This is a genomic window from Rahnella perminowiae (genome assembly GCF_019049695.1).
Classification (GTDB): domain Bacteria; phylum Pseudomonadota; class Gammaproteobacteria; order Enterobacterales; family Enterobacteriaceae; genus Rahnella; species Rahnella perminowiae.
Genome location: NZ_JAFMOT010000179.1, coordinates 14,785 through 41,372, shown reverse-complemented (window position 1 = coordinate 41,372; position 26,588 = coordinate 14,785). Strand labels below are relative to the sequence as shown.

Annotated in this window: 25 protein-coding genes; 5 read left to right on the top strand and 20 right to left on the bottom strand. The window is 51.8% G+C overall.

Annotated elements, in window-relative coordinates; all coding sequences use genetic code 11:
• Window positions 1-21: 21 nt before the first annotated feature.
• The gene (gene sseA, locus J1781_RS14625; protein WP_217233799.1) at window positions 22-867 is read left to right on the top strand and encodes a 3-mercaptopyruvate sulfurtransferase; all 846 of its coding nucleotides are present in this window, start codon (window positions 22-24) and stop codon (window positions 865-867) included.
• A gap of 46 nt (window positions 868-913) precedes the next feature.
• Here the strand turns inward: sseA and J1781_RS14620 are convergent, their stop codons facing one another.
• The 5 genes from J1781_RS14620 to purL form a co-directional block, all read right to left on the bottom strand.
• On the bottom strand, window positions 914-1,720 hold the full coding sequence (locus J1781_RS14620) for a phosphate/phosphite/phosphonate ABC transporter substrate-binding protein (RefSeq protein ID WP_129952885.1): 807 nt from the start codon (window positions 1,718-1,720) through the stop codon (window positions 914-916).
• 12 nt (window positions 1,721-1,732) lie between these two features.
• Window positions 1,733-2,740 (bottom strand): fatty acid desaturase, encoded by a 1,008-nt coding sequence (locus J1781_RS14615; protein WP_129952886.1) that lies wholly within the window; start codon window positions 2,738-2,740, stop codon window positions 1,733-1,735.
• A 100-nt stretch (window positions 2,741-2,840) separates the two neighbouring features.
• On the bottom strand, window positions 2,841-4,142 hold the full coding sequence (gene agp, locus J1781_RS14610) for a bifunctional glucose-1-phosphatase/inositol phosphatase (protein WP_129952887.1): 1,302 nt from the start codon (window positions 4,140-4,142) through the stop codon (window positions 2,841-2,843).
• A 172-nt stretch (window positions 4,143-4,314) separates the two neighbouring features.
• The gene (pagP, locus tag J1781_RS14605) at window positions 4,315-4,926 is read right to left on the bottom strand and encodes a lipid IV(A) palmitoyltransferase PagP (RefSeq protein ID WP_129952888.1); all 612 of its coding nucleotides are present in this window, start codon (window positions 4,924-4,926) and stop codon (window positions 4,315-4,317) included.
• 254 nt (window positions 4,927-5,180) lie between these two features.
• Complete coding sequence (purL, locus tag J1781_RS14600; protein ID WP_217219572.1) at window positions 5,181-9,071, bottom strand: phosphoribosylformylglycinamidine synthase; 3,891 nt, start codon at window positions 9,069-9,071, stop codon at window positions 5,181-5,183.
• 278 nt (window positions 9,072-9,349) lie between these two features.
• On the opposite strand from purL, the gene mltF reads away from it, so the two are divergent.
• Window positions 9,350-10,810 carry a membrane-bound lytic murein transglycosylase MltF gene (mltF, locus tag J1781_RS14595; RefSeq protein ID WP_217233798.1) on the top strand — a complete coding sequence of 487 codons (1,461 nt, stop codon included), beginning with the start codon at window positions 9,350-9,352 and terminating at the stop codon, window positions 10,808-10,810.
• Between the two features lie 18 nt (window positions 10,811-10,828).
• Here mltF and tadA read toward each other — a convergent pair whose 3' ends face one another.
• The 4 genes from tadA to murQ all read right to left on the bottom strand — a co-directional run bounded on the left by tadA (window position 10,829) and on the right by murQ (window position 14,375).
• Complete coding sequence (gene tadA / locus J1781_RS14590; protein ID WP_269154559.1) at window positions 10,829-11,356, bottom strand: tRNA adenosine(34) deaminase TadA; 528 nt, start codon at window positions 11,354-11,356, stop codon at window positions 10,829-10,831.
• Window positions 11,357-11,427: 71 nt separating this feature from the next.
• Window positions 11,428-12,066, bottom strand: a complete 639-nt coding sequence (gene yfhb, locus J1781_RS14585) for a phosphatidylglycerophosphatase C (RefSeq protein ID WP_129952892.1) — start codon at window positions 12,064-12,066, stop codon at window positions 11,428-11,430.
• Between the two features lie 4 nt (window positions 12,067-12,070).
• Window positions 12,071-13,441 (bottom strand): PTS transporter subunit EIIC, encoded by a 1,371-nt coding sequence (locus J1781_RS14580; protein WP_217233822.1) that lies wholly within the window; start codon window positions 13,439-13,441, stop codon window positions 12,071-12,073.
• Between the two features lie 28 nt (window positions 13,442-13,469).
• Window positions 13,470-14,375, bottom strand: coding sequence for an N-acetylmuramic acid 6-phosphate etherase (murQ, locus tag J1781_RS14575; protein ID WP_129952893.1), 906 nt, complete (start codon window positions 14,373-14,375; stop codon window positions 13,470-13,472).
• 142 nt (window positions 14,376-14,517) lie between these two features.
• Here murQ and J1781_RS14570 point away from each other — a divergent pair, with 142 nt between their 5' ends.
• Window positions 14,518-15,366 (top strand): MurR/RpiR family transcriptional regulator, encoded by an 849-nt coding sequence (locus J1781_RS14570; protein ID WP_129952894.1) that lies wholly within the window; start codon window positions 14,518-14,520, stop codon window positions 15,364-15,366.
• A gap of 113 nt (window positions 15,367-15,479) precedes the next feature.
• On the top strand, window positions 15,480-15,734 hold the full coding sequence (locus J1781_RS14565) for a YfhL family 4Fe-4S dicluster ferredoxin (RefSeq protein WP_129952895.1): 255 nt from the start codon (window positions 15,480-15,482) through the stop codon (window positions 15,732-15,734).
• Between the two features lie 148 nt (window positions 15,735-15,882).
• On the opposite strand, the gene acpS is transcribed toward J1781_RS14565, so the two are convergent.
• From acpS to lepA, 7 genes are all read right to left on the bottom strand, one after another.
• Window positions 15,883-16,263, bottom strand: a complete 381-nt coding sequence (acpS, locus tag J1781_RS14560) for a holo-ACP synthase (RefSeq protein WP_129952896.1) — start codon at window positions 16,261-16,263, stop codon at window positions 15,883-15,885.
• Complete coding sequence (pdxJ, locus tag J1781_RS14555) at window positions 16,263-16,994, bottom strand: pyridoxine 5'-phosphate synthase (protein ID WP_015698389.1); 732 nt, start codon at window positions 16,992-16,994, stop codon at window positions 16,263-16,265. The genes acpS and pdxJ overlap by 1 nt, the downstream gene beginning before the upstream one ends.
• A gap of 103 nt (window positions 16,995-17,097) precedes the next feature.
• On the bottom strand, window positions 17,098-17,835 hold the full coding sequence (gene recO, locus J1781_RS14550) for a DNA repair protein RecO (RefSeq protein WP_129992115.1): 738 nt from the start codon (window positions 17,833-17,835) through the stop codon (window positions 17,098-17,100).
• An 11-nt stretch (window positions 17,836-17,846) separates the two neighbouring features.
• On the bottom strand, window positions 17,847-18,752 hold the full coding sequence (era, locus tag J1781_RS14545) for a GTPase Era (RefSeq protein WP_129952898.1): 906 nt from the start codon (window positions 18,750-18,752) through the stop codon (window positions 17,847-17,849).
• On the bottom strand, window positions 18,749-19,429 hold the full coding sequence (gene rnc, locus J1781_RS14540; RefSeq protein WP_015698392.1) for a ribonuclease III: 681 nt from the start codon (window positions 19,427-19,429) through the stop codon (window positions 18,749-18,751). Before rnc ends, era begins: the two co-directional genes overlap by 4 nt.
• 211 nt (window positions 19,430-19,640) lie before the next feature.
• A complete protein-coding gene (gene lepB / locus J1781_RS14535) occupies window positions 19,641-20,618 on the bottom strand; it encodes a signal peptidase I (protein WP_129952899.1) in 978 nt (325 codons plus the stop codon).
• A gap of 28 nt (window positions 20,619-20,646) precedes the next feature.
• The gene (gene lepA / locus J1781_RS14530) at window positions 20,647-22,446 is read right to left on the bottom strand and encodes a translation elongation factor 4 (protein ID WP_129952900.1); all 1,800 of its coding nucleotides are present in this window, start codon (window positions 22,444-22,446) and stop codon (window positions 20,647-20,649) included.
• Window positions 22,447-22,869: 423 nt separating this feature from the next.
• On the opposite strand from lepA, the gene J1781_RS14525 reads away from it, so the two are divergent.
• The gene (locus J1781_RS14525; protein ID WP_129952901.1) at window positions 22,870-23,688 is read left to right on the top strand and encodes a DUF6585 family protein; all 819 of its coding nucleotides are present in this window, start codon (window positions 22,870-22,872) and stop codon (window positions 23,686-23,688) included.
• 68 nt (window positions 23,689-23,756) lie between these two features.
• Here the strand turns inward: J1781_RS14525 and rseC are convergent, their stop codons facing one another.
• From rseC to rpoE, 4 genes are read right to left on the bottom strand one after another with little or no spacing between them, the layout of a single operon-like run.
• Window positions 23,757-24,221, bottom strand: a complete 465-nt coding sequence (gene rseC / locus J1781_RS14520; RefSeq protein ID WP_217139389.1) for a SoxR-reducing system protein RseC — start codon at window positions 24,219-24,221, stop codon at window positions 23,757-23,759.
• A 48-nt stretch (window positions 24,222-24,269) separates the two neighbouring features.
• Window positions 24,270-25,220, bottom strand: a complete 951-nt coding sequence (rseB, locus tag J1781_RS14515; protein ID WP_129952903.1) for a sigma-E factor regulatory protein RseB — start codon at window positions 25,218-25,220, stop codon at window positions 24,270-24,272.
• Entirely contained in the window at window positions 25,220-25,867 is a 648-nt protein-coding gene (gene rseA / locus J1781_RS14510) for an anti-sigma-E factor RseA (RefSeq protein ID WP_129952904.1), read from the bottom strand. Before rseA ends, rseB begins: the two co-directional genes overlap by 1 nt.
• A 30-nt stretch (window positions 25,868-25,897) precedes the next feature.
• Complete coding sequence (gene rpoE, locus J1781_RS14505; protein ID WP_129953316.1) at window positions 25,898-26,473, bottom strand: RNA polymerase sigma factor RpoE; 576 nt, start codon at window positions 26,471-26,473, stop codon at window positions 25,898-25,900.
• Window positions 26,474-26,588: the final 115 nt, after the last annotated feature.

Here is a 26,588-nt window from a genome sequence, read left to right as displayed (position 1 = left end):
AAAAAGATAAGGCAACAAAACATGACTTTTTCTACCCATACCGTATCTACCGACTGGCTGGCGAAGAATCTGAACTCACCGGACGTGGTCATTATCGATTGTCGTAAATCCAAACCGGGCATTACACCGCCCATCGATTTCCACGCAAAATATCTCGAAACGCATATTCCCAACGCGATTTATGTGGAAGTCGACAGCATTTCTGATTGCAGTACCGGCCTGCCACACATGATGCCGACAGCGGAGGAATTCGCTGCGTCAATGAGCCGTTTAGGCGTGGCCGATACGCAAACCATCGTACTGTATGACGAAGGCGATCTCTTCTCCGCGCCGCGTGTGTGGTGGATGCTGACCAGTTTCGGTGCCAAAAGCGTACGCGTGCTGGATGGGGGTCTGAATGCATGGATTGCCGAAGGTAAGCCGACGCAAAGCGGCGAGCACACCCGCGTACCCACGACGTTTAATGCCAGGCTGGTGCGTCCGGTGGTGGTCAGTGCGGATCAGGTGAAAGACGCGATCGGCAAGGTGCAGATTATCGACGCCCGTTCGCTGGCACGCTTTAAAGCCGAGGCGCCGGAACCGCGGCCAGGGCTGCACGGCGGGCATATTCCCGGCAGCCTGAGTGTGCCGTTTACCGAACTGACGCAGGACGGACATCTGAAATCGCCATCAGATCTGAAGGCGACGTTTGAACGTCTGGGCGTCAATCTGGATAAACCGGTCATCACCAGTTGCGGTTCAGGTGTTACAGCCGCCGCCCTGGCATTCGGACTGGATTCGCTGGGCGTTAAAGATGTGCTGTTATATGACGGTTCGTGGGCTGAATGGGGGGACGTTAACGAAGATTTCCCGATCGAAACGCACTGATCCTGTGATGCAGGAAAACGACAACCGGGCACCGCGCCCGGTTTTTTTATGCCGTTTTTGACAACTCAGGCATCAGCTCACTGACGCCGAGCGCCAGAGCTAACGCTTTCATCTGGCTGATCACCTGGTAGGCCTGTCGTGGAACTTCGGTGAATTTTTCAATAAGTAAGGGTTTACTGACCGGCTCATCCACAATGTCGTGCAACGCCTGCCGTAAAATCGCCAGATCCTCCGAAGAAGTTTGTGCACAGGTGATCATCGGTAAACCGGGCACAGCGGCGGTTTGTCCGATCACCTCCAGCCCGGTGAGGGAACGGGACCCGGTACGCCGCAGGAGTTCCAGCGTCACGCAGTCAATCGCGGCAAGATCGGCAAGATTTTGCTGAACGTAATGAAGCGATTCGCGGTGCCCTCCGGTGGCGGTGGCCTGTGAGAAAAACCTTCCGTCTTTGGCCAGCGGCGCGACCAGTGCGCGCAGGCTGTTATAACCTGACTGGGAATCGGTACTGTTAAACGCCAGCCGCCGGTGGCGAAAATCAGCCAGATGTAATCCGGCATCCTCCTCACGCGCCAGTAAAAAACTGCGATAACGGAAACCGTCGCAGCCGGGGGCATGGTAACTGAATGTGCCCACCAGCTGAACCTGGGGCAAACTTTCCATCAGTGGAAAACCGCAGGTCTGGCTGAGCAACAAATCCGGTGCCTGCCAGTGGCTGAATAAATCCTGCGGCCAGTTCAGCGCATCCGGTGTTGAAGCGAGGCCGAGTTGCCGGAGTTTTTGGCGTAACACGTCGGCGAACGCTTCCACATCAGCGGGAGAAATCGCATACATCGGCAAAGACATCAGCATCATCTGCCCACTCCGTCAGGGGGTATCCTGCTGATAATCATAGTCGCTGAGCACAGGTTGCGCCGGAGATTTCCCGGCGGCAAAAGGATGAGCTTCAACATCTACAGGTATCTGCGTGTGATCGCGGAACCACTGGCGGTAACCATGCACGACGAAACCCTCGCTGCGCTGAATATACGCCTCACGGTCAGCGACGTAGACCTGTCGCAGCGCATACCACGGCACGCCGGGTAAATCGTGATGTACCAGATGATAATTCAGATTCAGAAACAGCAGACGCCACACAAAACCGGCTTCATTGAGCGTCGATCGGGCCTGCGGCAAATGCTCTGCGCGATGTTCAAAGAAAGATCGGACTTTGGTCAGGCTCAGGGCGGGATAACTTACTGCCAGAATAAAATACAGCGGCGATAACCCGCGTTGCGCCATCACGCTGAACAGGGCTACCAGCAATACGCCATGCATCAGCCACATACTCACCGTACGCCACTCGCCACGCAATACGGCCATCAGCGCGCCGGTCAGCGCACTCACAATATCTGACAGCGGGCCAATGAACATTCTTCCCGGCAAGGTATTGCGCAAACGGACAACAGTTTTCATCGCGGGTGACAGATTTTCCCAGGTTGTACGGCTGAAATAATAAGCTTCAGGATCGTCGCCGGGCAGCGTCAGATGTTCATTGCGGTGATGTTGCAGATGCGTATCCCGATACAGGCCATAGGGATACCAGACCGCCAGCGGCAGCATGCCAAATAACTGATTCAGCCAGGGTTTGCGGGTAGGATGACCGTGGATGAGTTCATGTTGCAGTGACATATACCAGGTAGTGAACCAGATAAGCAGCGGTGTTCCGAGCCATGGACCGAGACCATGCCAGAAAAAAACGCTAGCGAACCAGCCGCTGTAGACTGAGACAATCAGCAACCAGGTGGGGATTTCCAGCCTCCACCAGTAATGGCGTGAGCGGAGAGTAATTTCGGCCCGCTGACGGGCGCTGAGGTAAAACGAAGAAGACGTCATAATGTGCCAGAGTCAGAAAGCCTGACACATTATCGGACAATGGATTGATGCCGCTAACTAACTTAAATCACTATCTATTGCCAGTTAGCGGCTAACAAACTCAGCCCTGCATATCTTTTTGCAATGCCTGGGTAAACTGTTCCATCGGACAGAAACCCTGCTTGTCGGTGGTACATCCTTCGATGTGCAACGTCACACGTTCCGGAGGATTTTTGAGGCTCAGCGCCACATTATTGCGGATCTGGCGGGCAGTCGGATAAACATATTCAATTTTCATCAAATCCTTATCCGCTTTTTTGTCGTGCCAGCGCTGGAAGACCACCGTGCCGCTGATAGGCGTACGTTCATACTGCCCCGGTAACTGGTAATCCTGCGTTTTCAGTGCAGCCAGCAGGGAAGCGATATTCGAATCATGCCCGACCAGCACCGCCAGTTTTGCCTGTTGGGCGGCCTTCTGATCAGCGGTTGACGCCAGCTTCGGATCAAGCACACCGGCGATAAAGGTCAGCAACGGTTTAGCTGCGTTGGCCGCAATCGCTGGCGATCCGAACAGTGTTTCGTGATATAAATTTTTGATAGTTTCCAGCTTCGTCCATTGGTCTGGTGTATCAACTTTCCCCCAGGCAATATCCTTCATCGGGAAACCTTCGTAATACTGCAACATGAAGGCATCGGTTGCCCCGGTCGCCATTCGTAGCGGGCCGGTAATGCCCGGTTCCTTGCCCTGGGTCAGCACCACGTCTGACGGCTGCGAAGCCAGATCGCACTGTTTTTTCTCTTTGCAGATTTTACTGTTTTTATAATCGAGGATGCTTTCCAGCAACTGATAGTTCGGCTTGAGACGCTGATTCAGCCCTGCCAGTCCGCCCTCGCCTGCGTGCTGATTAATCGAGTTCAGGGCGCTGGTTTTGAAAGTATCATTCACTTCTGCGGTAATGATCGGGTTAAAAACGGGATCCATTTTGCCGATCTCTACGCGATTCAGCACCGGGACATCGCAGCCGGGGAAAGCCCCGCCGGTAAAGTGTTTCGCGGTATCAATGGTGCGCGGCAAACTGTTAGCGTAGGTAAAGACTTGCGTATTTTCAGGGCATCCGGCGGCAGGCAGCAGTTTGTCCTGCGCCAGCCAGGCACGGAAATAATGCCCCATATGTTCGGAAACCTGACCACCTTTTGGTGTCAGCAAACCGCCTTCGGTTTTCCACACCGGCCAGGTGTGCGTTGTCGATTCGGCAAGTACATCACCATAATTGACCAGCGGCGCACGGATACCGTGGCGGCTGAGCACCAGCACCTGTTGCAGTTCTAAATTATCGGACTGGGCAGCCTGAGCGACAGGCAAAGTGAGAGGTAAAACGCAGGCAAGTGCTGACAACGCAAAATAACGGGATGCTTTTTTCACGAGTGATCCTCTTGATGAAGTGTTTTGTAGATTCCCTGAAAACAAAAAACGCCGCAGAAGCCAACAGATTGATTCCTGCGGTGAATTTTCAGCATAGTGGAATATTCATCAAAAGTGGGGGATCAGGTTCACAACCTGTATCCGGGCTTTGTTCAGTCACAAAGAAAGCGGATCAGAACTGATAACGCAGCCACGCAAAGAACACATTGCCGTTATTGTAAGTTCCCGGAATATATGTCGCCTGGAAGGTGAGTTTGTTATAACCGATGGAAGCCAGCGGTAAAACGATCGGAATCGGGATATATTTATAGTCGTCACGAGCTGTGACCGCTGCGGTATACCCCAGCCCTAAGCGGAAGTTCTTATCTTCTGCAGGTGTCCATATTTTTTCCCAACCGTAACCCCCGATGGGTTCCCATTTATTATGGGAGTCTTTAAACGCCATTAAATAAATGCCATTCCAGTTACCCTTTTCATCGTACCGGGAAATACCATAACCTCCGCCCCACGGACGTTCGTTATATTTATCGGTTTTCTCTTTATCGTAGGTCAGGCGGTTATGCCAGGTAATAACCGGTAAATACAGATCCTGCGAATCAGAATCATTCCACGTCGTCGAAACCTTGTCTTTAAAATCTGACCATATTCCGGGAAAGATAGACTCTTTCTGTGATGGCTTCGGATCATCCGTGGGATAGGCACTATTATTGGCGGCAAAAGCGGGCACACAACAGGCGAGAACAACGGTGAAACTTAAATCCCTGGTAATTTTTTTATAAAACATCTTTTCAAATAACTCCCTGACGTAATGAATTATTATACCTAATCACGTCTGGAAAATAATTAAACGAGTTAAAAACAATACCCTTATTATTTTTTAATTACCTGAAATTTAAGTGATTGCCGATTATATTATAAGAGAATTCCTACCCTGAAGATAATACCATAAGTAAACAGAACGTAAGGATTAAGTAAGTTTCATAAAAAAATCCGCAGGCTTTCGCACTGCGGATTTTTATTACTGAAGCCCGTTAAGCGTTAGCCAAGCTGTTTACGGGCATTGCGGAACATGCGCATCCACGGGCTGTCTTCGCCCCATTCTTCCGGATGCCATGAGTTGCTGACAGTGCGGAAAACGCGCTCCGGATGCGGCATCATCACGGTAACGCGGCCTGACAGGTTGGTCACCGCCGTGATGCCGTTCGGAGAGCCGTTCGGGTTCGCCGGATAGCTTTCGGTCGCCTGACCGTTGTTATCCACGAAACGCAGCGCTACCAGATTACTGTGCTCAATTTGCGCCAGATGCGCGGCGTCACGCACTTCCACATGCCCTTCCCCGTGGGAAACGGCGATTGGCATACGTGAACCGGCCATACCCTGCATGAACATCGACGGGCTGGCAGCCACTTCCACCAGGCTGAAACGTGCTTCGAAACGGTCAGACAGGTTACGCACGAAGCGTGGCCAATGTTCCGCACCGGGGATCAGCTCTTTCAGGTTAGACATCATCTGACAGCCGTTACACACACCCAGCGCCAGCGTTTGCGGACGGTGGAAGAACTCTTCGAACTCTTCACGCACGCGGTCATTGAACAGAACTGATTTCGCCCAGCCTTCACCCGCGCCCAGCACATCACCGTAAGAGAATCCGCCGCACGCCACCAGCGTATGGAAATCCTGCAAATCCCGGCGACCGGCCAGCAAATCACTCATGTGGACATCAACCGCATCAAAACCGGCACGGTGGAAGGCAGCCGCCATTTCAACGTGGGAGTTCACGCCCTGCTCACGCAGCACGGCAACTTTCGGACGCGCGCCCTTCGCGATGTAAGGTGCGGCCACGTCTTCGTCAGGGGCAAAGGTCAGTTTGACGTTCAGCCCCGGATCCAGATCATTGGTTTTCGCCTGATGTTCCTGATCGGCACATTCAGGGTTGTCGCGCAGACGTTGCATCTGCCAGGTCGTTTCAGCCCACCAGGTACGCAGCGTGGTGCGGCTTTCGCTGTACACCGGCTTGTCACCAGAAGAAATGATGAAGCGGTCACCGGTTTCGACGCTGCCGAGGTAATGCGTGCAATCCGCCAGACCAAAATCAGCCAGCGTTTTCTCAACCGCTTCACGGTCTGATGCACGGATCTGGATCACCGCGCCCAGTTCTTCGTTGAACAATGCCGCCAGCGCATCAGTGCCCAGCGCCGCGATATCTGCGGTCAGGCCGCAATGCCCTGCGAAGGCCATTTCAGCCAGCGTCACCAGCAGACCACCGTCGGAACGGTCATGATATGCCAGTAATTTCTGCTCAGACACCAGCGCCTGCATGGCATTGAAGAAGCCGCCCAGTTGCTCTGCGCTGCGCACATCCGCCGGCGTATTGCCGAGCTGACGGTAAACCTGTGCCAGCGCCGTTGCACCCAGTGCGTTATGACCGGCACCCAGATCCACCAGCAGCAACGCGGTGTCACCTTTATCGGTGCGCAGTTGTGGCGTCACGGTATGACGAACGTCTTCGACACGGGCAAACGCGGTGATCACCAGTGACAGCGGAGAGGTCATCTCGCGTTGTTCGTTACCTTCCTGCCAGCGGGTTTTCATCGACATGGAGTCTTTGCCCACCGGGATGGTAATGCCCAGCGCCGGACAAAGTTCTTCGCCTACCGCTTTCACGGCGGCGTATAAACCGGCATCTTCCCCAGGATGACCGGCCGCAGACATCCAGTTAGCCGAAAGCTTAACGCGTTTCAGGCTGCCGATTTCTACCGCCGCGATATTCGTCAGTGCTTCGCCAACGGCCATGCGACCGGAAGCGGCGAAATCCAGCAAGGCAACCGGCGCACGTTCGCCCAGTGACATCGCTTCGCCGTGGTAGCTGTCGAGGCTGGCGGTGGTGACTGCGCAGTCGGCTACCGGGATCTGCCACGGGCCGACCATCTGGTCACGTGCGACCATACCGGTGACAGTGCGGTCACCGATGGTGATCAGGAAGGTTTTCTCGGCCACGGCCGGCAGATGCAGAACACGGTTTACCGCTTCAGCAATCTGAATATTTTCCGCATTCAGGTTATCGCCTTTGGCTTTCAGCGTGGTGACGTCGCGGGTCATTTTTGGCGTTTTGCCCAGCAGCACATCCAGCGGCATATCTATTGGCTGGTTGTCGAAATGGCTGTCTTCCAGAGAAAGATGCATTTCTTCAGTGGCTTCGCCGATGACCGCATAAGGAGCGCGTTCGCGCTGGCAGATCGCATCGAACTGTTCCAGCTGCGCCGGAGAAACCGCCAGCACATAACGTTCCTGCGATTCGTTACACCAGACTTCCAGCGGGCTCATACCCGGTTCGTCGTTGAGGATATCGCGCAGCCGGAAACGGCCGCCACGGTTACCATCACTGACCAGCTCCGGCATGGCATTCGATAAACCGCCCGCACCGACGTCATGGATAAATAAAATCGGGTTGGCTTCGCCCAGTTGCCAGCAGCGGTCGATCACTTCCTGACAACGGCGTTCCATTTCCGGGTTGTCGCGCTGTACGGAAGCAAAATCCAGATCGGCATCAGACTGACCGGAAGCCATAGAAGATGCCGCACCGCCGCCCAGACCGATATTCATCGCCGGACCACCAAGAACGATCAGTTTCGCGCCAACGGTGATTTCACCTTTTTGTACGTGATCAGCACGGATGTTACCGATACCGCCCGCCAGCATGATCGGTTTATGATAACCGCGCAGCTCCGGGCCGTTGTGGCTGTTGACGTTTTCTTCATAAGTACGGAAGTAGCCCAGTAATGCCGGACGACCAAATTCGTTGTTAAATGCGGCCCCGCCCAGCGGACCGTCGGTCATAATATCCAGCGCGGTAACGATACGATCCGGCTTACCAAAGTCTTCTTCCCATGGTTGTTCAAAACCCGGAATACGCAGGTTGGAAACGGAGAAACCGACCAGACCGGCTTTAGGTTTCGCACCACGGCCGGTTGCGCCTTCATCACGGATTTCGCCGCCGGAACCGGTGGCCGCACCCGGCCACGGAGAGATCGCCGTCGGGTGGTTATGGGTTTCGACCTTCATCAGGATATGCGCCTGCTCCTGATGAAAATCGTACAGACCGTCTTTTGCATCAGCGTAGAAACGGCCGACCTGTGAACCTTCCATCACGGCGGCGTTATCTTTATACGCGGACAGCACGTGATCAGGGGTGTGTTCGAAGGTGTTCTTAATCATCTTAAACAGGGATTTCGGCTGCGTTTTACCGTCGATAATCCAGTCTGCGTTGAAGATTTTGTGACGACAGTGTTCTGAGTTTGCCTGTGCGAACATATACAGTTCGATATCCGTCGGGTTGCGCCCCAACGACGTAAAGGCAGCCATCAGATAATCAATTTCGTCCTGCGCCAGCGCCAGACCTAATTTGGTATTGGCGGCTTCCAGTGCGCCACGGCCCTCACCGAGGATATCCACATGTTGCACAGGGGCAGGCTGGTGCTGTGCAAACAGCGCGCTGGCGTCTTCCAGCTGGCCAAAGACGGTTTCCATCATGCGGTCATGCAGCAAGGCACCCAGTTCGCTCCACTGGGCTTCGGTCAGTTGCGGTGCCTGAACATAAAATGCCAGACCGCGCTCCAGACGCAGAACCTGTGACAGGCCGCAATTGTGTGCGATATCGGTAGCTTTGGAAGACCATGGAGAAATGGTGCCGGGGCGCGGGGTCACTAACAGTAAACGACCAGAAGGAGCATGTTCAGCGAGAGAAGGACCGTATTTCAGAAGGCGTTGTAACTTGGTTTGTTCGTCCGAATTCAGCGGCGCGCTGACATCGGCAAAGTGTACATATTCGGCGTAAATATCGCTGACCGGAAGGCGGACTTCCTGACAACGGGACAACAATTTATTAATGCGAAAAGCCGACAAAGCGGGCGAACCACGCAGTATTTCCATAATGACAGATCTCTCGTCTTCGAAGACACTGACCACAGTGCTTCATTGGGCGCAACAGGGGGAAAACGCGGGCTATTATAAAGAAAGCTGGCGTCCGACGAAACCGTTTGCGCAGGGAAACTTGATATTCATTTATAGGCCCACATATCTTGCGGGTATCATGAATAAAGTTGCAGACTGCCGTTTTGTTGAGCAAAATGCGTCAGCACTGGGGATATAACCATACTAACTGCACAGCATAGCGTAAAAAAACAAGAGCGCCGCAGCGAGATAACTATTTGACGCGACTAAAAATTAATTATGTCCTGATGGGGATCGCCGCCCTGTTACTGGCGCTGGCTTTATGGCCCGCAGTCCCGTGGCACAGAGGTGAAGGCGACCAGCTGGATCACATAAAATCCCGTGGAGAATTGCGCGTAAGCACGCTCAATTCTCCACTGACTTTTATGGAATCTCCGGAAGGTAATCTCGGCTTCGATTACGAACTGGCTAAACGCTTTGCAGATTATCTGGGCGTGCGGCTGGTCGTGACACAGCACACTACCATCGAGAGCATGTTTGACGATCTGGACCATGATCATACTGACCTGCTGGCTTCCGGGCTGGTATATAACAATGCGCGGCTGAAAAACTACCGCGCCGGTCCGGAGTACTATTCCGTTTCCCAGCAGCTGGTTTACCGGCAGGGTGCCGTGCGTCCGAAAAGCTTTGCGGACATCAAAGGCTCGCTGGTGGTGTCTGCCGGCAGCGCACATATCGCCACACTCGAAGACGCCAGGAAAAAGTATCCCGACCTCACATGGACCACGACCGATAAGATGTCGCCACGCGATTTGTTGCAGCAAGTCGAGAACGGCAAACTCGATTATACGCTGGGCGATTCGGTGACTATCGCGCTGATGCAGCGCGTCTATCCGCGTCTGGCGGTGGCTTTTGATGCCACTGATGACGAACCCGTGACCTGGTACTACCGCAAGCAACCTGATGACGACAGCCTCTCGGCCGCCATGCTGGACTTTTTCAGCCAGATTTCTGAAGACGGTACACTGGAAAAGCTGGAGGAGAAATATCTCGGGCACGTGGGCGATTTTGATTACGTCGATACCCGGACTTTCCTTAACGCCATCGACAGTACGCTACCGGATTTACAGCCGCTGTTTGAAAAATATGCCGGGAATATTGACTGGCGTTTACTGGCTGCCATCGCCTATCAGGAGTCACATTGGGATCCGCAGGCGAAATCCCCGACCGGCGTACGGGGTGTGATGATGCTGACCCGTGCAACCGCTGGCGGGCTGAATGTCGACGACCGTACTGACGCCGAACAGAGCATTCGCGGCGGTGCCCAGTATCTGTCGCATCTGATGGATAAAATGCCGGAATCAATTCCGCAGGATGAACGGATCTGGTTTGCCCTTGCCGCTTATAACATGGGTTATGGTCATATGCTGGATGCCCGTAAGCTGACGGCGCAGCAAAAAGGCAATCCTGACAGCTGGGCTGATGTGAAGCAACGCTTGCCGATGCTGAATCAGAAACGCTTCTTCAGCCGGACGAGTTACGGATATGCGCGTGGTACGCAGGCGTATAACTATGTGGAGAATATCCGTCGTTATCAGCTGAGTCTGGTGGGATACCTGATGGAAAAGGAAAAACAGCAGGCACAGAAAGCCGCCTTACAGGCTCAGTTAGGTCAGGGGTATCCGGTGGTCAATGCGCAGGAAGCCCTGGCACCGTAAGGCTGGCAGGCCTGTTTATCAGGCCTGTTCATCCGACGCATTACCCGCCTGAGCAGCACGCTCTGCCAGTCGCAGCGCTTTTTTCTGACTGCGGCGAAAACGGAAAAAACGACTCAGTTGTTCCGAACAGGCTTCTGCCAGTACACCCGCAGTAATGTCTATCTGATGATTCATGCCCGAATGGCGCAGTATATCGAGCAACGATCCCGCAGCACCGGTTTTAGCGTCAGCGGCACCATACACCACGCGGCGGATCCGGCTGTGGATCATCGCCCCGGCGCACATAACACAAGGTTCCAGCGTGACGTAAAGTGTGGCGTCAAGCAGGCGATAATTGCATATAGTGTCACCGCCCTGACGTAATGCCATGATTTCCGCATGCGCTGTCGGATCATGATGACCGATAGACCGGTTCCAGCCTTCGCCAATCACCTGATTGTCTAAAATCAGCACTGCCCCCACCGGCACTTCGCCTTCGTCCTGCGCTTTCAGCGCCAGCGTCATGGCATACCGCATCCAGTGTTCATCATCATTTATTACTGCCAATTCTGCGTCTGCCACTTCAACCTCAATTATTTTTTACCGGCAGACATTTTAGCTGAATTTTGTGCTGGCCGTTATTCGAGTTGCTGTAACTCACCCTGTTTACTGACGCGAAAACGGTGTTCACAAAAGAACAATAACGGGTTGTCCTGCTTACTGTCGCTGTATCCGCTGTAAAGTTTAAGCGGAGAACCAATGCGGCTTTCGAGCTGCACCACTTTCTCCTCACCCAGGCAACGCAAGGGTAACACCCAACCGCCTTTACCCCGGGCGATCCGGCTGCCGACCAGACGGACCTGTGGCAAAAACAGGGACGTATTATAGACCTGCTTTACCAGATTCTCCGGTGATCCGGTGATCAACCAGACTTCAGTATCATCGCTGTCGAGATATTCACGCAGCCTGCGCTGCACCACCGGAAACTCCACCACTTTCTCGCGAAAGGCAGTCACAAATTGCAGCTCCAGCGCTTTTAGCCGCGCTTCACTGTGACCAAAAGTAATAGCCCACAGTAACAGGCTCATCGGCCAGCGCGCGGCGCGCCCATGGATAAACAGCCCGATTCCTATCAGCGGCAGAACCGGCACGACTAAAATCAGATTCTGCGGCATCCGTCTGAGCAAAAATCGCAGAAAGCTGCCGAACATATCCTGCTGGTGCAGCGTGCCATCAAGATCAAAAAAGACTACCCGCCGATCAGGCTTCGTACTCAATCCGTTACTCCTCGGGATCGTTGAACCCCATCAACCAGGTAAAAATAAAACCAGCCAATACCGTAATGACTAAACCCGTCAGATACAACATCACTTTGCCGGAAATAATGGTCAGTGCCAGCGGCAGTCCGGAAATACCAAACGTGATGACCGTCGCGACTTTCCAGTAACAGATTAGCGCACCCCCGACGGCTCCGCCCAGACACGCACCAATAAAAGGACGACCGAGCGGCAAGGTAACACCGAATATTAATGGTTCACCGATACCGAGAATACCCACCGGCAGCGCGCCTTTAATCACTTTTTTCAGCCGTGTGTTTCGGGTTTTAATATACACCGCAATTGCCGCGCCCACCTGCCCCACGCCCGCCATGGCTAAAATCGGCAGCAGTGGATTAGAACCATGTGCCTGGATCAGCTCAACGTGGATCGGCACCAGCCCCTGATGCAGCCCGGATAATACCAGCGGCAAAAATGTCCCCGCCAGTATTGCGCCCACCAGTAATCCACCTTTATCGATGGCAATATTGACACCCTGCGCGATACCGTCAGAGATATAACCACCGACAGGCTGAAGGATTACAATCGCCAGTGTCGCAGTGATAAGGGTCGTCATCAGCGGATTAAGGATCAGTTCGACAGATTCCGGCAACCACTGACGCAGCCTCTTCTCCAGCCAGCACATCAGCGCGACGACCAGTAATACAGCGATCACACCGCCGCGCCCCGGCTGTAAAGTTTCACCAAACAGGGTAATTTGCGCCAGTGCAGGGCTGGAGAGGATCCCCGCCATCACACCGCCCATGGCCTGAGAACCGCCGAAAACGCGCGCCGCATTCACGCCGACTAAAATATTCATGATGGCAAACACAGCACCACCAAAAATTGCCAGCAGGCCAAGCACATTAGGATAATCAAGAGCAATGGAACCGGCGATATCAGGCCGTTTGAGCAAGTTAATAATGCCCATAATCAGCCCTGAGGCGATAAATGCCGGGATCAGCGGGATAAAGACATCGGCCAGTTTGCGCAGCGCCCCGCTCATCGGCGCAGAATATTTCGCTTTGGCGCTGGCTTTATTGCGGACAATTTCGCTTTCACCCGACGAACTGGCCGTCCCGGCAGGGCTCAGCAACAGACGCATCGCATCCACCACTTTTGCCGCCGCACCCGGGCCAACAATAAACTGATGCTGGTCACCTTGTTTAAGATATCCTTTGATACCTTCCAGTGTTTTCAGGCTGACCAGATCCAGCCGGTTATCGTCATACACTTCCACGCGGACGCGGGTCATGCAGTTTTCCAGCTTGCTGATATTCCCTTCACCGCCGACGCCCTGCAAAATCTTCGCAGCCAGCAGATGAGTTTTATCCATTGCCATCGCCATGCTTAACTCCTTGAGTTTAATCAGTCAGTGCCGCGCGCAGGAATCCATGGTGTTTAGTCAGTCGTATTTTGGCCTGCTCCGCGTCAATGCCTGCCAGCACCATCAGAATGGCCGGTTTGACTTCAAAATCGGTTTGAGAGAGTGCCTGTTCAGCATCAGCACGGGAGGCCCCTGTGGCCTCAACAACGATCCGGCAGGCACGATCGACCAGCTTCACATTGGTCGCCTTCACATCTACCATCAGGTTCTGATAAACCTTGCCACTTTTGACCATCGCCCCGGTTGAAATCATATTCAGCACCAGCTTCTGCGCCGTGCCGGATTTCAGACGGGTTGAACCGGTCAGCGCTTCCGGCCCGACAACCGGAGAAATCGCGATAGCCGCCTCGCGGGCAATTGGCGAATCCGGGTTACAGGAAATCGCCACTGTGGCGCAGCCCGTTTCGAAGGCATAGCGCAAAGCACCGATGACATAAGGGGTGCGTCCGCTTGCGGCTAATCCGACGACGGTGTCATCCGCGTTCAGATTGATGTTTTTTAAGTCTTCAACGCCCAGCGATTCACTGTCTTCCGCACCTTCTACCGCTTTGAGCAGCGCACCCGGCCCGCCGGCAATCAGCCCGACAACCATGCCGTGCGGCACGCCAAACGTTGGCGGACATTCCGAAGCATCCAGAACGCCAAGACGTCCGCTGGTGCCGGCACCAAGGTAAATCAGGCGTCCGCCGGATTTAAAAGAAGCCGCCGCTTTATCAATAGCCTGTGCGATATAAGGCAGAACTTTATTGATGGCTTCCGGCACTTTGCGGTCTTCCTGATTGAAGCAGGTGGCCAATTCCAGTGAAGACATTTCATCTAAGTTCATCGTATCCGGATTGCGACTTTCAGAAACGAGTGCGCCTAAATTGAGTGGACGATTCATGATTCTCTCCTGAATTTTTAATTCAAAATTATTACACAATAGTTGAATATATTATTCATCAATACGAGGAATATTTGCTACTTTAGATAACATAATCCGTAAAACGTGATGTAAGTATTCAGAGACACCGGGATAACCCACCATGAGTTGTATGATCCGTATCCGTCAGCTTTATCCGACGCTGGCGCAAAATGACCGCAAACTGGCTGATTTTCTCCTCGCGCATCCGGAAAAAGCGCGCCATATGAGTTCGCAGAAACTGGCTGAAAAGGCCGGTGTCAGCCAGTCTGGCGTGGTGAAATTTGCCCAAAAACTGGGATATAAAGGCTTCCCGGCGCTGAAACTGGCAATGAGTGAAACACTGGCATCGCCGGAAAACAGTGAGCCGGTCACTGTACATAATCAGATTTTAAGCACCGACAGCCTGCATGTTGTGGGTGAGAAATTACTGGCTGAGAAACAATCGGCGCTTCGTGCAACCCTGGATATCAACAGCGAGCCACGGCTGCAAATTGCGTTGTCGATGCTCGCCGGTGCCCGAAAAATTGTGCTAAGTGGCATTGGCGCATCCGGATTAGTGGCAAAGGATTTAGCGTATAAGCTGCTGAAAATCGGGGTCACGGCAATTGCCGAATCCGATACGCATGTTCTGGTTGCCACCGCACAGGCGCTGTCGAAAGAAGATTTATTGCTGGCGATTTCGTTCAGCGGTGAACGGAGCGAAATCAATCTTGCGGCAAAGGTCGCCCGCGAGAGTGGGGCAAAAGTCCTGGCCATCACCGGTTTTTCACCTAATACCCTGCAACAGCAGGCAGACCATTGTTTGTATACGGTCGCAGATTTACCCGCAACCCGCGGCGCAGCCCTCTCCGCCAGTACGGCGCAATATTCCCTGACGGATTTATTGTTCGTCGCACTGGTTCAGCAAGATACGGCGCATGCACCGGAGCGTATCCGTCACAGCGAAGAATTGGTGAAAAAGCTGGTTTGATCCGGATCATTTGAAGGATGGAAAGGTACGCGAGCAGAACCTACGCCAGCGCAATTCTGCTATACTGCGCGCCCTGATTATTGATCTGTTTATTGAATATAAGAGAAAACGCCATGGCCCTGTTGATCACACACAAATGCATTAATTGCGATATGTGCGAACCGGAGTGCCCGAATCAGGCGATTTCAATGGGCAGTGAGATTTACGAAATCGACAGCGATCGTTGTACGGAATGCGTCGGTCATTATGATAAACCGACCTGCCAAAGCGTCTGCCCGATCGACAATACCATCATCATTAATCCGCAACACACCGAAACCAACGAACAGCTTTGGGATAAGTTTGTGGTATTGCATCACACCGTATAATTAACGGCGTGATGCATTTTCAAAACCACCCAAAATAATTCGAGCGGGAGGAAGGCGGCAAGTGAAGTGATCCCGATGAGCTTATTCAGGTAAGTGATTCGGGTCACTGAAAGCAGCCAACGCATCTGCCGCTTGCAGTACGAAGGGGTTAGTTCTCGATAATTACCGTGGCACAGGCATAACGCCTTTCATCAGCCAGCGTAACATGGACTGATTTCACCCCCATTTCTGCAGCCATTTCCGCCGCGCGGGCATGAAAAACCAGCCCCGGTTTTCCCAGCACATCATTGACGACTTCAAATTGCTCAAATGCCAGACCGTTGCGGATCCCGGTTCCCAGCGCTTTAGCCGCGGCCTCCTTGACAGCAAACCGCTTCGCGAGGAAACGTACCGGCTGTTGGTGCTGCTGATACACAGACCATTCATTCGCGCACAAAATACGCTTCGCCAGACGGTCGCCGCTGCGTTCAATTACCGCTTCGATACGGGAAATTTCAACGATATCCGTACCTAAACCTAAAATGCTCATTACCGGCGCGCTTCCCGCATCAGGTTTTTCATTTCGCGTACTGCACCGGACAATCCGTCAATAACAGCCTGACCGATAATCGCATGGCCGATATTGAGCTCATGCATTTCCGGCAGTGCGGCGATCGGCTGCACGTTATGGTAAGTCAATCCGTGGCCGGCGTTCACTTTCAGCCCCTTACCGGCTGCATAAGCTGCGCCCTGTTTAATACGCTCCAGCTCGGCCTGACGCTCAAGGTCAGTTTTCGCCTCCGCATAAGCACCGGTATGGATTTCGATGTAAGGTGCCCCTACCGCGACGGCCGCATCAATCTGGCGCATATCCGGGTCGATAAACAGGGAAACCAGAATGCCCGCTTCGCTTAGGCGCGTGACCGCAACGGTCATTTTATCCAGCTGACCGGCGACATCCAGCCCCCCCTCAGTGGTCACTTCTTCGCGTTTTTCCGGCACCAGACAGCAGAAATGCGGCAGAATTTCGCAGGCAATACCGACCATCTCGTCGGTGACGGCCATTTCCAGATTCATGCGGGTTTGGATAGTCTGACGCAGAAGACGTACATCACGGTCGGTGATATGACGACGATCTTCACGCAGGTGGACGGTGATCCCATCAGCACCAGCCTGTTCAGCGATAAATGCCGCCTGAACCGGATCAGGGTATGCCGTACCGCGTGCATTACGCAATGTCGCGATATGATCAATGTTAACGCCCAACAGCAACTCAGCCATAACAGCTCCAGGTTTAAGAATGAATTGATTGATGAATGGAACAAAACGCTAATTCCTGCAGTTTACACCTTTGAGAGTGGCGGCGTGTAGCCCGGATTCCGAATTAGCGGGAAGAATTATCAGAAGGTGATACAGGTTTTTTAACCTGAAACTGGCGGAACAGCTCGCGGCTTTTCAGGGGCTTACCGCCAAGGTAAGGTTTGAGCGCCATGCGGGTGAAACGCTTTGCAGCCCGCAGCGTTGAGACATCCGGGAATTCACGGCTGGCCAGTGCTTTTAAATCCCGGCCGGTAAAGCTGGAATGATCAATCACCAGACTGGCAATAAAACCTTTTTCTTCACGGTAACGGTACGTCATGGTGTCACTGACTTCTTCACCGCTGCCTGCGCAATGCAGAAAATCCACGCCGTAACCCAGATGGTGCAATAGGGAAAGTTCGAACTGACGTAATGCATATTCAGGAGATGCACTGGCACTCGCGAGATTTTGCAAACAGTTGAGATAATCGAAGAACAATGATGAGTAATTAGCTTCCTGCTCAAGCACCCGTGAAACGAGCTCATTGACGTACAAGCCGCTGTAAAGCATCAGCCCGGAAAGAGGAAGAGCAAGGGAGACAGGTTCAGCATTACGCAGGGTTTTCACTTCTCCCCGCCCGCTCCAGCGAACCAGTAAAGGAGTAAAAGGCTGCAGGCAGCCTTTTAAATTGGACCGGCGGCCACGCGCACCTTTAGCCAGTATGCGTACCCGCCCTTGCCCCTCAGTGAACAAATCCAACATTAAGCTGGTTTCACTGTAAGGTCGCCCATGCAAAACAAATGCGCGTTGCCAGCCTTCCATAGGCGCGGACCTTATAAATCGTCTACATAACCCAGACTGCGCAACGCACGTTCGTCGTCTGCCCAGCCGGATTTGACCTTAACCCACAACTCAAGATGGACTTTCGCTTCGAACATGTTCTCCATGTCGTGACGCGCTTCGATCCCGATTGTCTTGATTTTAGAGCCTTTATTACCGATAACCATTTTCTTCTGGCCTTCACGTTCTACCAGAATCAGGCCATTAATGTCGTATCCGCCCCGTTCATTGCTGACAAAGCGTTCGATTTCAACGGTCACTGAATATGGCAACTCTTCGCCCAGAAAGCGCATCAGTTTTTCACGGATGATTTCAGAAGCCATAAAGCGCTGGGAACGGTCAGTAATGTAATCCTCGGGGAAGTGATGAATCGCTTCCGGCAGGCGTTTTCGCACCAGAGCTGCGATGGTATCAACGTTGGTACCTTTCTCTGCGGAGATAGGTACGATATCGACGAAGTTCATCTGCTCACTCAGGAATTGCAAATGTGGCAATAATTTAGATTTATCGGTGACGTTATCAATCTTGTTGATTGCCAGCAGAACCGGTGATTTCAAATCACGCAGTTTGTTGACCACCATTTCGTCATCGGCAGTCCAGTTAGTGCCTTCAACAACGAAGATCACCAGTTCAACATCACCGATTGAGCTGCTTGCAGCGCGGTTCATCAGACGGTTGATGGCACGTTTTTCTTCAATGTGCAGCCCCGGGGTGTCCACGTAAATAGCCTGATAGGGCCCTTCGGTATGGATACCCATGATGCGGTGACGCGTGGTTTGCGGTTTGCGGGAAGTAATGGAGATTTTTTGCCCCAATAATTCATTCAGCAAGGTAGATTTACCGACGTTAGGACGGCCTACGATTGCAACAAAACCACAGTAATTCTTTTCTTCGCTCATTCAAGCTCCAGCTGTATCAGCGCTTGTTCCGCTGCCGCCTGCTCGGCTTTACGGCGGCTTGAACCGGTTCCTACAACCGGCTGGCTCAAGCCACTGACCTGGCAGTGGATGGTAAACTCCTGATCGTGCGCTTCACCGCGAACCTGCACAACCAGATAAGAAGGCAACGGCAGATGGCGACCTTGTAAAAACTCCTGTAAACGGGTTTTTGGGTCTTTCTGCTTATCACCGGGACTGATTTCGTCTAAACGACTACGGTACCAATCGAGAATCAGCTTTTCGACGGTCTGGATATCACTGTCCAGGAACACGCCGCCAATGAGTGCCTCCACCGTATCCGCAAGAATCGACTCGCGGCGGAAACCACCACTTTTCAATTCGCCCGGCCCTAAGCGTAAACATTCGCCGAGATCGAATTCACGTGCCATTTCCGCGAGCGTATTTCCACGTACCAGCGTGGCACGCATACGACTCATATCGCCCTCATCTACGCGAGGAAAACGATGATACAACGCGTTAGCAATGACATAACTAAGAATTGAGTCACCCAGGAACTCTAAACGCTCATTGTGTTTACTGCTTGCGCTGCGGTGAGTCAGTGCCTGCAATAAAAGCTCCTGCTGTTGAAAAGTGTAGCCCAGCTTCCGCTGAAGCCTGTTTATTACGATGGGATTCATGAGTTACCAATAGACTAAGAATGCGTCAAAAACTTCAGCATACGGAACAGGCCTGCTTCGCCCTAAGCCAATCCAAAGCTGTTTCGTTTGCAGTGGCTCCCTCAGTTCGTTTTAAATTAAAACGTAAAATCAGGGGAGCCAACTTTTATCGCCCGAAAGGATATTCTACAACGAGTGGAAATATAATGCTGCGGTAATAGGCACCATTAAATTAATGAATTCCACCGATTCGGCTTAAACGAACACCGGTAGGCCATTCACCTTCCTGTTTTTTAAAGCTCATCCAAATTGCGGAAGCTTTACCCACTAAGTTCTGTTCCGGAACAAAACCCCAGTAACGGCTGTCAGCGCTGTTATCACGGTTATCGCCCATCATGAAATAATGGCCGGCCGGCACCACCCAAGTTCCCAGTGGCTGACCCGGTTGCTGATAATAAGCACCCAGTTGGTCACGCGCGCCTGGTACGGTCAGAATACGATGCGTCACATTACCCAGGGTTTCATTGCGCTGCACAAGACGGACGCCATCTTGTGGCACGTTGCTGGTCGGTGGCGTTTCAAAGAAACCACTGCTGGCTTCGCCACCTGAAGACTGACCAAAAGTCTGTACGAAATCACTGGCAACGCCGGTGTCATATGTCACCGCCAGTGCGGTGGTGCAATTTTTGCCGGTTTCACAGGCAGGCTGAACGGTCACCTGCTTGCTGAACGGATCATATGTCACTTTGTCACCCGGTAAGCCTACCAGACGTTTAATATAGTCCACGCTCGGATTTTGCGGATATTTAAATACCACAACATCGCCACGTTTCGGCTCACCCGTTGGGATCAGCTTAGTCTGCGTAATAGGATCTTTCAGGCCGTACGCATATTTTTCAACCACAATGAAATCGCCAATAAGCAGCGTTGGCATCATGGAGCCGGACGGGATCTGGAAAGGCTCATAAATAAATGAACGCACCACAAACACAACCAACAATACCGGGAATACCGAGGCACAGGTTTCTACCCAGCCCGGTTGCTTCGCCACTTTGTTCAACGTTGAATCGTCAACAGCACCACCCGTTTCAGCCTTAATTTTAGCAATTTTAGCCCGGCGTGCAGGTGCCAGCTTGAAACGATCAAGGCACCAGATAATCCCAGACACCAGCGTTGCAATCGCCAGAATCAGGGCAAACATGTTAGCCATGCATACTCCCTACAACTCAATTAAGGGTTTACTTGCTGTCTTTACCCACGTGAAGAATGGCCAGGAACGCTTCTTGTGGTAACTCGACGTTACCCACTTGTTTCATGCGTTTCTTACCATCTTTCTGTTTCTGCAAAAGTTTTTTCTTACGGCTGACGTCGCCGCCATAACATTTGGCGAGAACGTTTTTACGTAATTGCTTCACGGTTGAACGGGCAATGATATGAGCACCAATCGCCGCCTGGATAGCAATATCGAACTGCTGACGCGGGATCAGTTCCTGCATCTTCTCGACCAGCTGGCGTCCACGGAACTGGGAATTGCCACGGTGAGTGATCAGCGCCAATGCATCCACACGGTCGCCGTTGATTAGAACATCAACACGCACCATGTCAGAAGCCTGAAAACGTTTGAAATTGTAATCAAGTGACGCATAACCGCGTGACGTTGACTTCAGGCGGTCAAAGAAATCGAGTACGACTTCCGCCATCGGGATTTCATAAGTCAGTGCGACCTGGTTGCCGTGGTAAACCATGTTGGTCTGTACGCCACGTTTTTCAATACACAACGTAATCACGCTGCCCAGATATTCCTGAGGCATCAGCATGTGACACTCGGCGATAGGCTCACGCAGTTCCAGAATGTTATTCAACGCTGGCAATTTAGACGGGCTGTCTACATAAACAGTTTCGTTGCTGGTCGTCAGAACTTCATAAACTACGGTCGGTGCCGTGGTGATCAGATCCAGATCGTATTCACGTTCCAGACGTTCCTGAATGATTTCCATGTGCAACAGCCCCAGGAAACCACAGCGGAAACCGAAGCCCAGCGCAGTAGAACTTTCTGGTTCGTAGAACAGTGAGGCATCATTGAGGCTCAGTTTGCCTAACGCATCACGGAAGTTTTCATAATCATCTGAGCTGACCGGGAACAGACCAGCATAAACCTGCGGTTTCACTTTCTTGAAGCCAGGCAGTGCTTTGTCAGCAGGCTGACGAGCCAGAGTCAGTGTGTCCCCTACTGGTGCGCCGAGAATATCTTTGATCGCGCATACCAGCCAGCCAACTTCGCCGCAGTTCAGAATGTCTTTATCGACACGTTTAGGCGTGAAAATACCCAGACGATCGGCGTTATAAACCTGTCCGGTACTCATCACTTTAATTTTGTCGCCCTTTCTCATGGTGCCGTTTTTGATACGTACCAGAGAGACAACGCCGAGATAGTTATCGAACCATGAATCGATGATCAACGCCTGCAGTGGCGCATCAGGATCACCTACCGGCGGTGGCACATCACGTACCAGACGCTCCAGCACCTCCGGCACACCGACACCGGTTTTCGCAGAACAGCGGACAGCATCCGTAGCATCAATACCCACGATGTCTTCGATTTCCTGCGCCGCACGATCCGGATCAGCGGCCGGTAAGTCGATTTTGTTCAGAACCGGCACAACTTCCAGATCCATTTCCATTGCCGTATAGCAGTTTGCCAGCGTCTGGGCTTCAACACCCTGCCCTGCATCCACGACTAATAACGCCCCTTCGCAGGCGGCGAGAGAACGGGAAACTTCATAGGAAAAGTCGACATGGCCCGGTGTGTCGATGAAGTTCAGGTGATAAACCTGACCATCTTTCGCTTTATAGTCGAGCGTCACGCTTTGCGCTTTGATGGTAATGCCGCGTTCACGCTCAAGATCCATCGAATCGAGGACCTGCGCTTCCATTTCACGGTCGGATAACCCACCGCAAATTTGAATAATACGGTCTGACAGCGTCGACTTACCGTGGTCAATGTGGGCAATAATGGAGAAATTTCGTATATGCTTCATTATAAAAGTTTTTTTACCTTGGTATTTCTGAATCATTCGCCATGAACATACAGCGACGGTTTGTAGGTTGGCTGTCTTTCGCCTAAGTCGCAGCATTCTACATGCCAGCACCGTGAAAACCTAGTCTCGCCACATCCTAACTCCAGATTATGCGAGCTTTCTCAGGACGAAATCTTTATATTTTCATTTGTTTTCATTACCCGGGTGACTGTGTGCCTCCTATGTTTGTCCTCATCCGGTATTGCGTGCGTGTGCCGCATGCCGTTTGGTTTTAGGAAAATCCCCATATACACAAACCCGTGTTGAAACTTAATATATTGTTATAAAAGAAATTACATAATTTCAAACATTTAAAGCTCTTATTTGCCTTCTTCCATAAATATCTTTTTCTTTTTAATTCAATCCGGTTACAAGGTTATCACTATGATCAATGAAGGGCGGCTGCTCAGTCAGCATGGCTTTGCCAAAGCCAACTCTTGGATCACTCTGGTCCTGTCTGTATTGTTATTGATCGGCGGTGCAGTGCAGATTGCATTTTTGCTGGCCTTTGGCCAGACCGCTGAGGGACTGCATACTGTAATTTTGTCCGCTCTGCTCAGTATTGCCCTGGGTATTGTCCTTATCCTGCTGCGACGTCTGATACGGCCAAATCAAATCTATCAGCTTCATGAAAACGGTATTTTAGTTATAAGCCAGACCGATAAGAAAAACCGTTTTATCCCTTTTGACCGCATTATGGATATATATCGCTTCAGAACCGGGAAATACACACGCCGTATTTTAAACACAATGATATTCCGCGAGGAAGACAGCAAAGTCTGGCACCGAATTACGCCAAACATCGCCAATTCGGAAAGATTAATTGAAGTGATTAAAAATGAACAGCTGATGTATCGCGGCCCCTGGGCTTTAAATACCCTGGCGCAGGGAGGGGATATTCTTTTTACCTATCTGATCAATCCACATTCCGGATTGAAAAGATTTATCGGCGCTAACCTGCTGGCGTTGAACGAAAAAAAGATACACCTGAGCGCCCTGGTATTAACCACCGATGAAGGAAAGAAAGTGCCTGTTGAGGATATTCAGTTTATCAGTGGCGGCAGCAACAGCCCGCTGATACGTCTGCTGGATAAACACGGCCGCATCCTTTTCTCTGTTGAATATACATCGCTTTCAAGTGCAGATCTTTTCATCGCACTGATCGAACATATGATCCAAAACCGTATACCCGTCAGAAATTAAAAATGACACAGTGTTAGCAAACACTGTGTCATTTTTATGCATGGCAAGAAGCAGAATTAAGCAGGGAGTTAACTGTCAACCGAATAACGGAAAGCGTCAGGTGGCAAACCCACCTGCAAAATCACAGGCTGGTAGCCTGCTTTACTATCCATTTTCGCAGCCAGTGATTTGGCTATCAGAAATCCTAATCCGCCCCCCAGCACCGCACCAACAACCGCATATACATCTGCTTTCAGCACGGCTTGCAATACGCCGCCACCTGCAATCACACCAACCAGTGGCGTCATATAAACCAGCAACGCCGAGCGCAACAGGTTCCCTTCCTGTATTCCCAGTTCAACTTTCTGACCAGGTACAAGAGGCTCGTTAACGCTGACCCGGAGGTTATGTTCAGTTTGCGGCCCTAACTCATTCAATACGCGAGCGCCACAGCCTGAACGTGAATGGCAGCTACTGCAACCCGCCTGTGTTTCACAACGCAGTGTCGCAATACCGTCTTGCCACGACACAACCGTGGCCCATTCTTTCATCATGTGATCACCCTGTATTTCTGCCACTGAGGCCGTTATTTCTGTTAAACGCTATTTTGCTGAGAAAACAATGCTCTCGGCAATACGTTTGGCCGTTGAAGGAGGAAGTTCACCGACGACAGTGATTTCATTGCCATTACGTATTTCGGTTTGCACGGTTCTGCGCCCTTGCCTGATCAATTGCTCAGAAGGACCACTGGTTGTTGCACTGATATTGACAGAGAAACTAAACAGTCCGTCTGTGTACAACCGGGATTCTATCGATACAGGCATATTTGGCAAGTTCCGGCGGCTACTTGCCACCTCCGTCACGCCATCTGGCAGCCATTTTATTTGCCAGTCAAACTTCACCTGCTCAGAGGCAGGTAAAGACAGCACCGGCGGTAAACTCGCTTTTTCGAGATCAACAACCGTTCCAATGACTTGTTGTCCTTCATCGAAACTGATGACGCGGAACTGCTCCAGTGTTTCACCGTCACGATCCAGTAAATCGACACGCATCGGCAGTTTCGTCTGCTCATCGATCCATATGACATAACTAAATCGGGTACCATCGCGGGACACAACACGGATCACCTGACTCAGACGATCGGCTGCACGTGCACGGCCTACGGCAATAAAATCGTAGTATTTAGTCAGAAGAGTGAAATCGCTAAAGACGATAGAAGGCAGGGAATCAACGATATGATCGCCGTCCAGCGTAAAGGGCTGTAAACCGGTCTCAAAGTAGCTGATGTCTTTCCCACGCTGGACAATTTCACGGCGCGGTCCATCCATCAGAACCAGTTGAGCGAGCGGAGTTTGATGAGAAACAGCATGACGATAGCGAAAGGAATCAATCCCTTGCTTCGTGATGTTGATAAAACCCATTTCATAATTCAGCGTTTGGGAAGCTTTGCCCATCTCTTGTAGTAACGCCTCGGAAGGTGAATCTGCCGAGGCGATACCAGGAGTAAGCACGCTGCCCGCCGCTAAACAAACGGCAAACCAAATTTGCTTCATTACTGCGTTTGCGTTCCTAAAGACTGAGTTCCTGGGACCTGAACAGCGGCTTGCTGAGGAGTAACAGGTTCAAGTTGAAGCTGCTCTGAATGCAAGCGGCGCTGCAATTCGTAATCCTGCAACATCGCATTAATGCGTTTACGTTGCTCCTGAACATTTTGTTGCCCGCTGGTGGTATTGCCTTCATTTGGCACGCCGAAGCTCACCGGAGAAGCTTTACCCATCATAGGCAATGTATTGAACGCTGGCGTTTCCGGAGAAGCCCCTGATGCGTCAGGCTGGTTATAATGCTGAACACCAACAATAACAGCGAGTGAGACACAAGCCGCCACGCCCACCTGAGTCAACTGGCTCGCCCATGGGCGCACCTTCTGCCAGAATGGCATTTTTTGCCAGGTATGAGGCTGAGGTTGAGATTCGGTTGCGGAACCCGGTACCAGTTTTACCGGCTCATTTGCCAGCGCTGCGGCCACACGGTCTGCGATATCCAGATGCAACACGTTCCCAATATCACCGCGTAGCGTATCGCGGATCAAATGATAACTCTGCCAGTCTTGCTGAAGCCTGGTATCAGTTGATAATGAACTTAACAGTTCAGTATCAATGGCTTCACCATCCATCAGAGCGGAAAGCTTTTCTTTCTGCATGCCTAAGTATCCTTCCTGTGTCCGTCATCTCTAACGCTGGATGAGCGGTTGAACTTTGTTATCAATTGCTTCCCGGGCACGGAATATACGTGATCTCACTGTACCCACCGGACAATCCATGATGGCGGCTATTTCTTCGTAGCTCAATCCATCCAACTCCCTCAAGGTAATCGCCATACGGAGATCTTCGGGAAGTGCTTCAATAGTACGGAAAACGACCTGCCGTAATTCTTCAGACAACATCAAGTTCTCAGGGTTCGAAATTTCTTTAAGGGCACCGCCATTTTCGAAATTTTCGGCTTCATTCGCGTCGACATCACTGGATGGCGGGCGTCGGCCCTGAGCGACTAAATAATTTTTCGCTGTGTTGACTGCAATACGATACAGCCAGGTATAAAAAGCACTGTCGCCGCGGAAAGATTCCAGCGCACGATACGCTTTAATAAAAGATTCCTGAACCACATCAGGCACATCGCCTTGTGGTACATAGCGGGATACAAGGCTCGCTACCTTATGCTGGTAACGAATAACCAGTAAATTGAACGATTTTTGATCACCCTTCTGGACCCGCTCAACCAGAACCTGATCGGCTAACTGCTCGCTCATCCGAGGTAAAATCTCCCCAAAACCTTCTCCGCGCTTAAAATCGTACTGCCAGCTTTCATCATTATATTCCTGAGCAAGTACTGCTTGGAGTTCACATGAAACATTAAGTTCCACA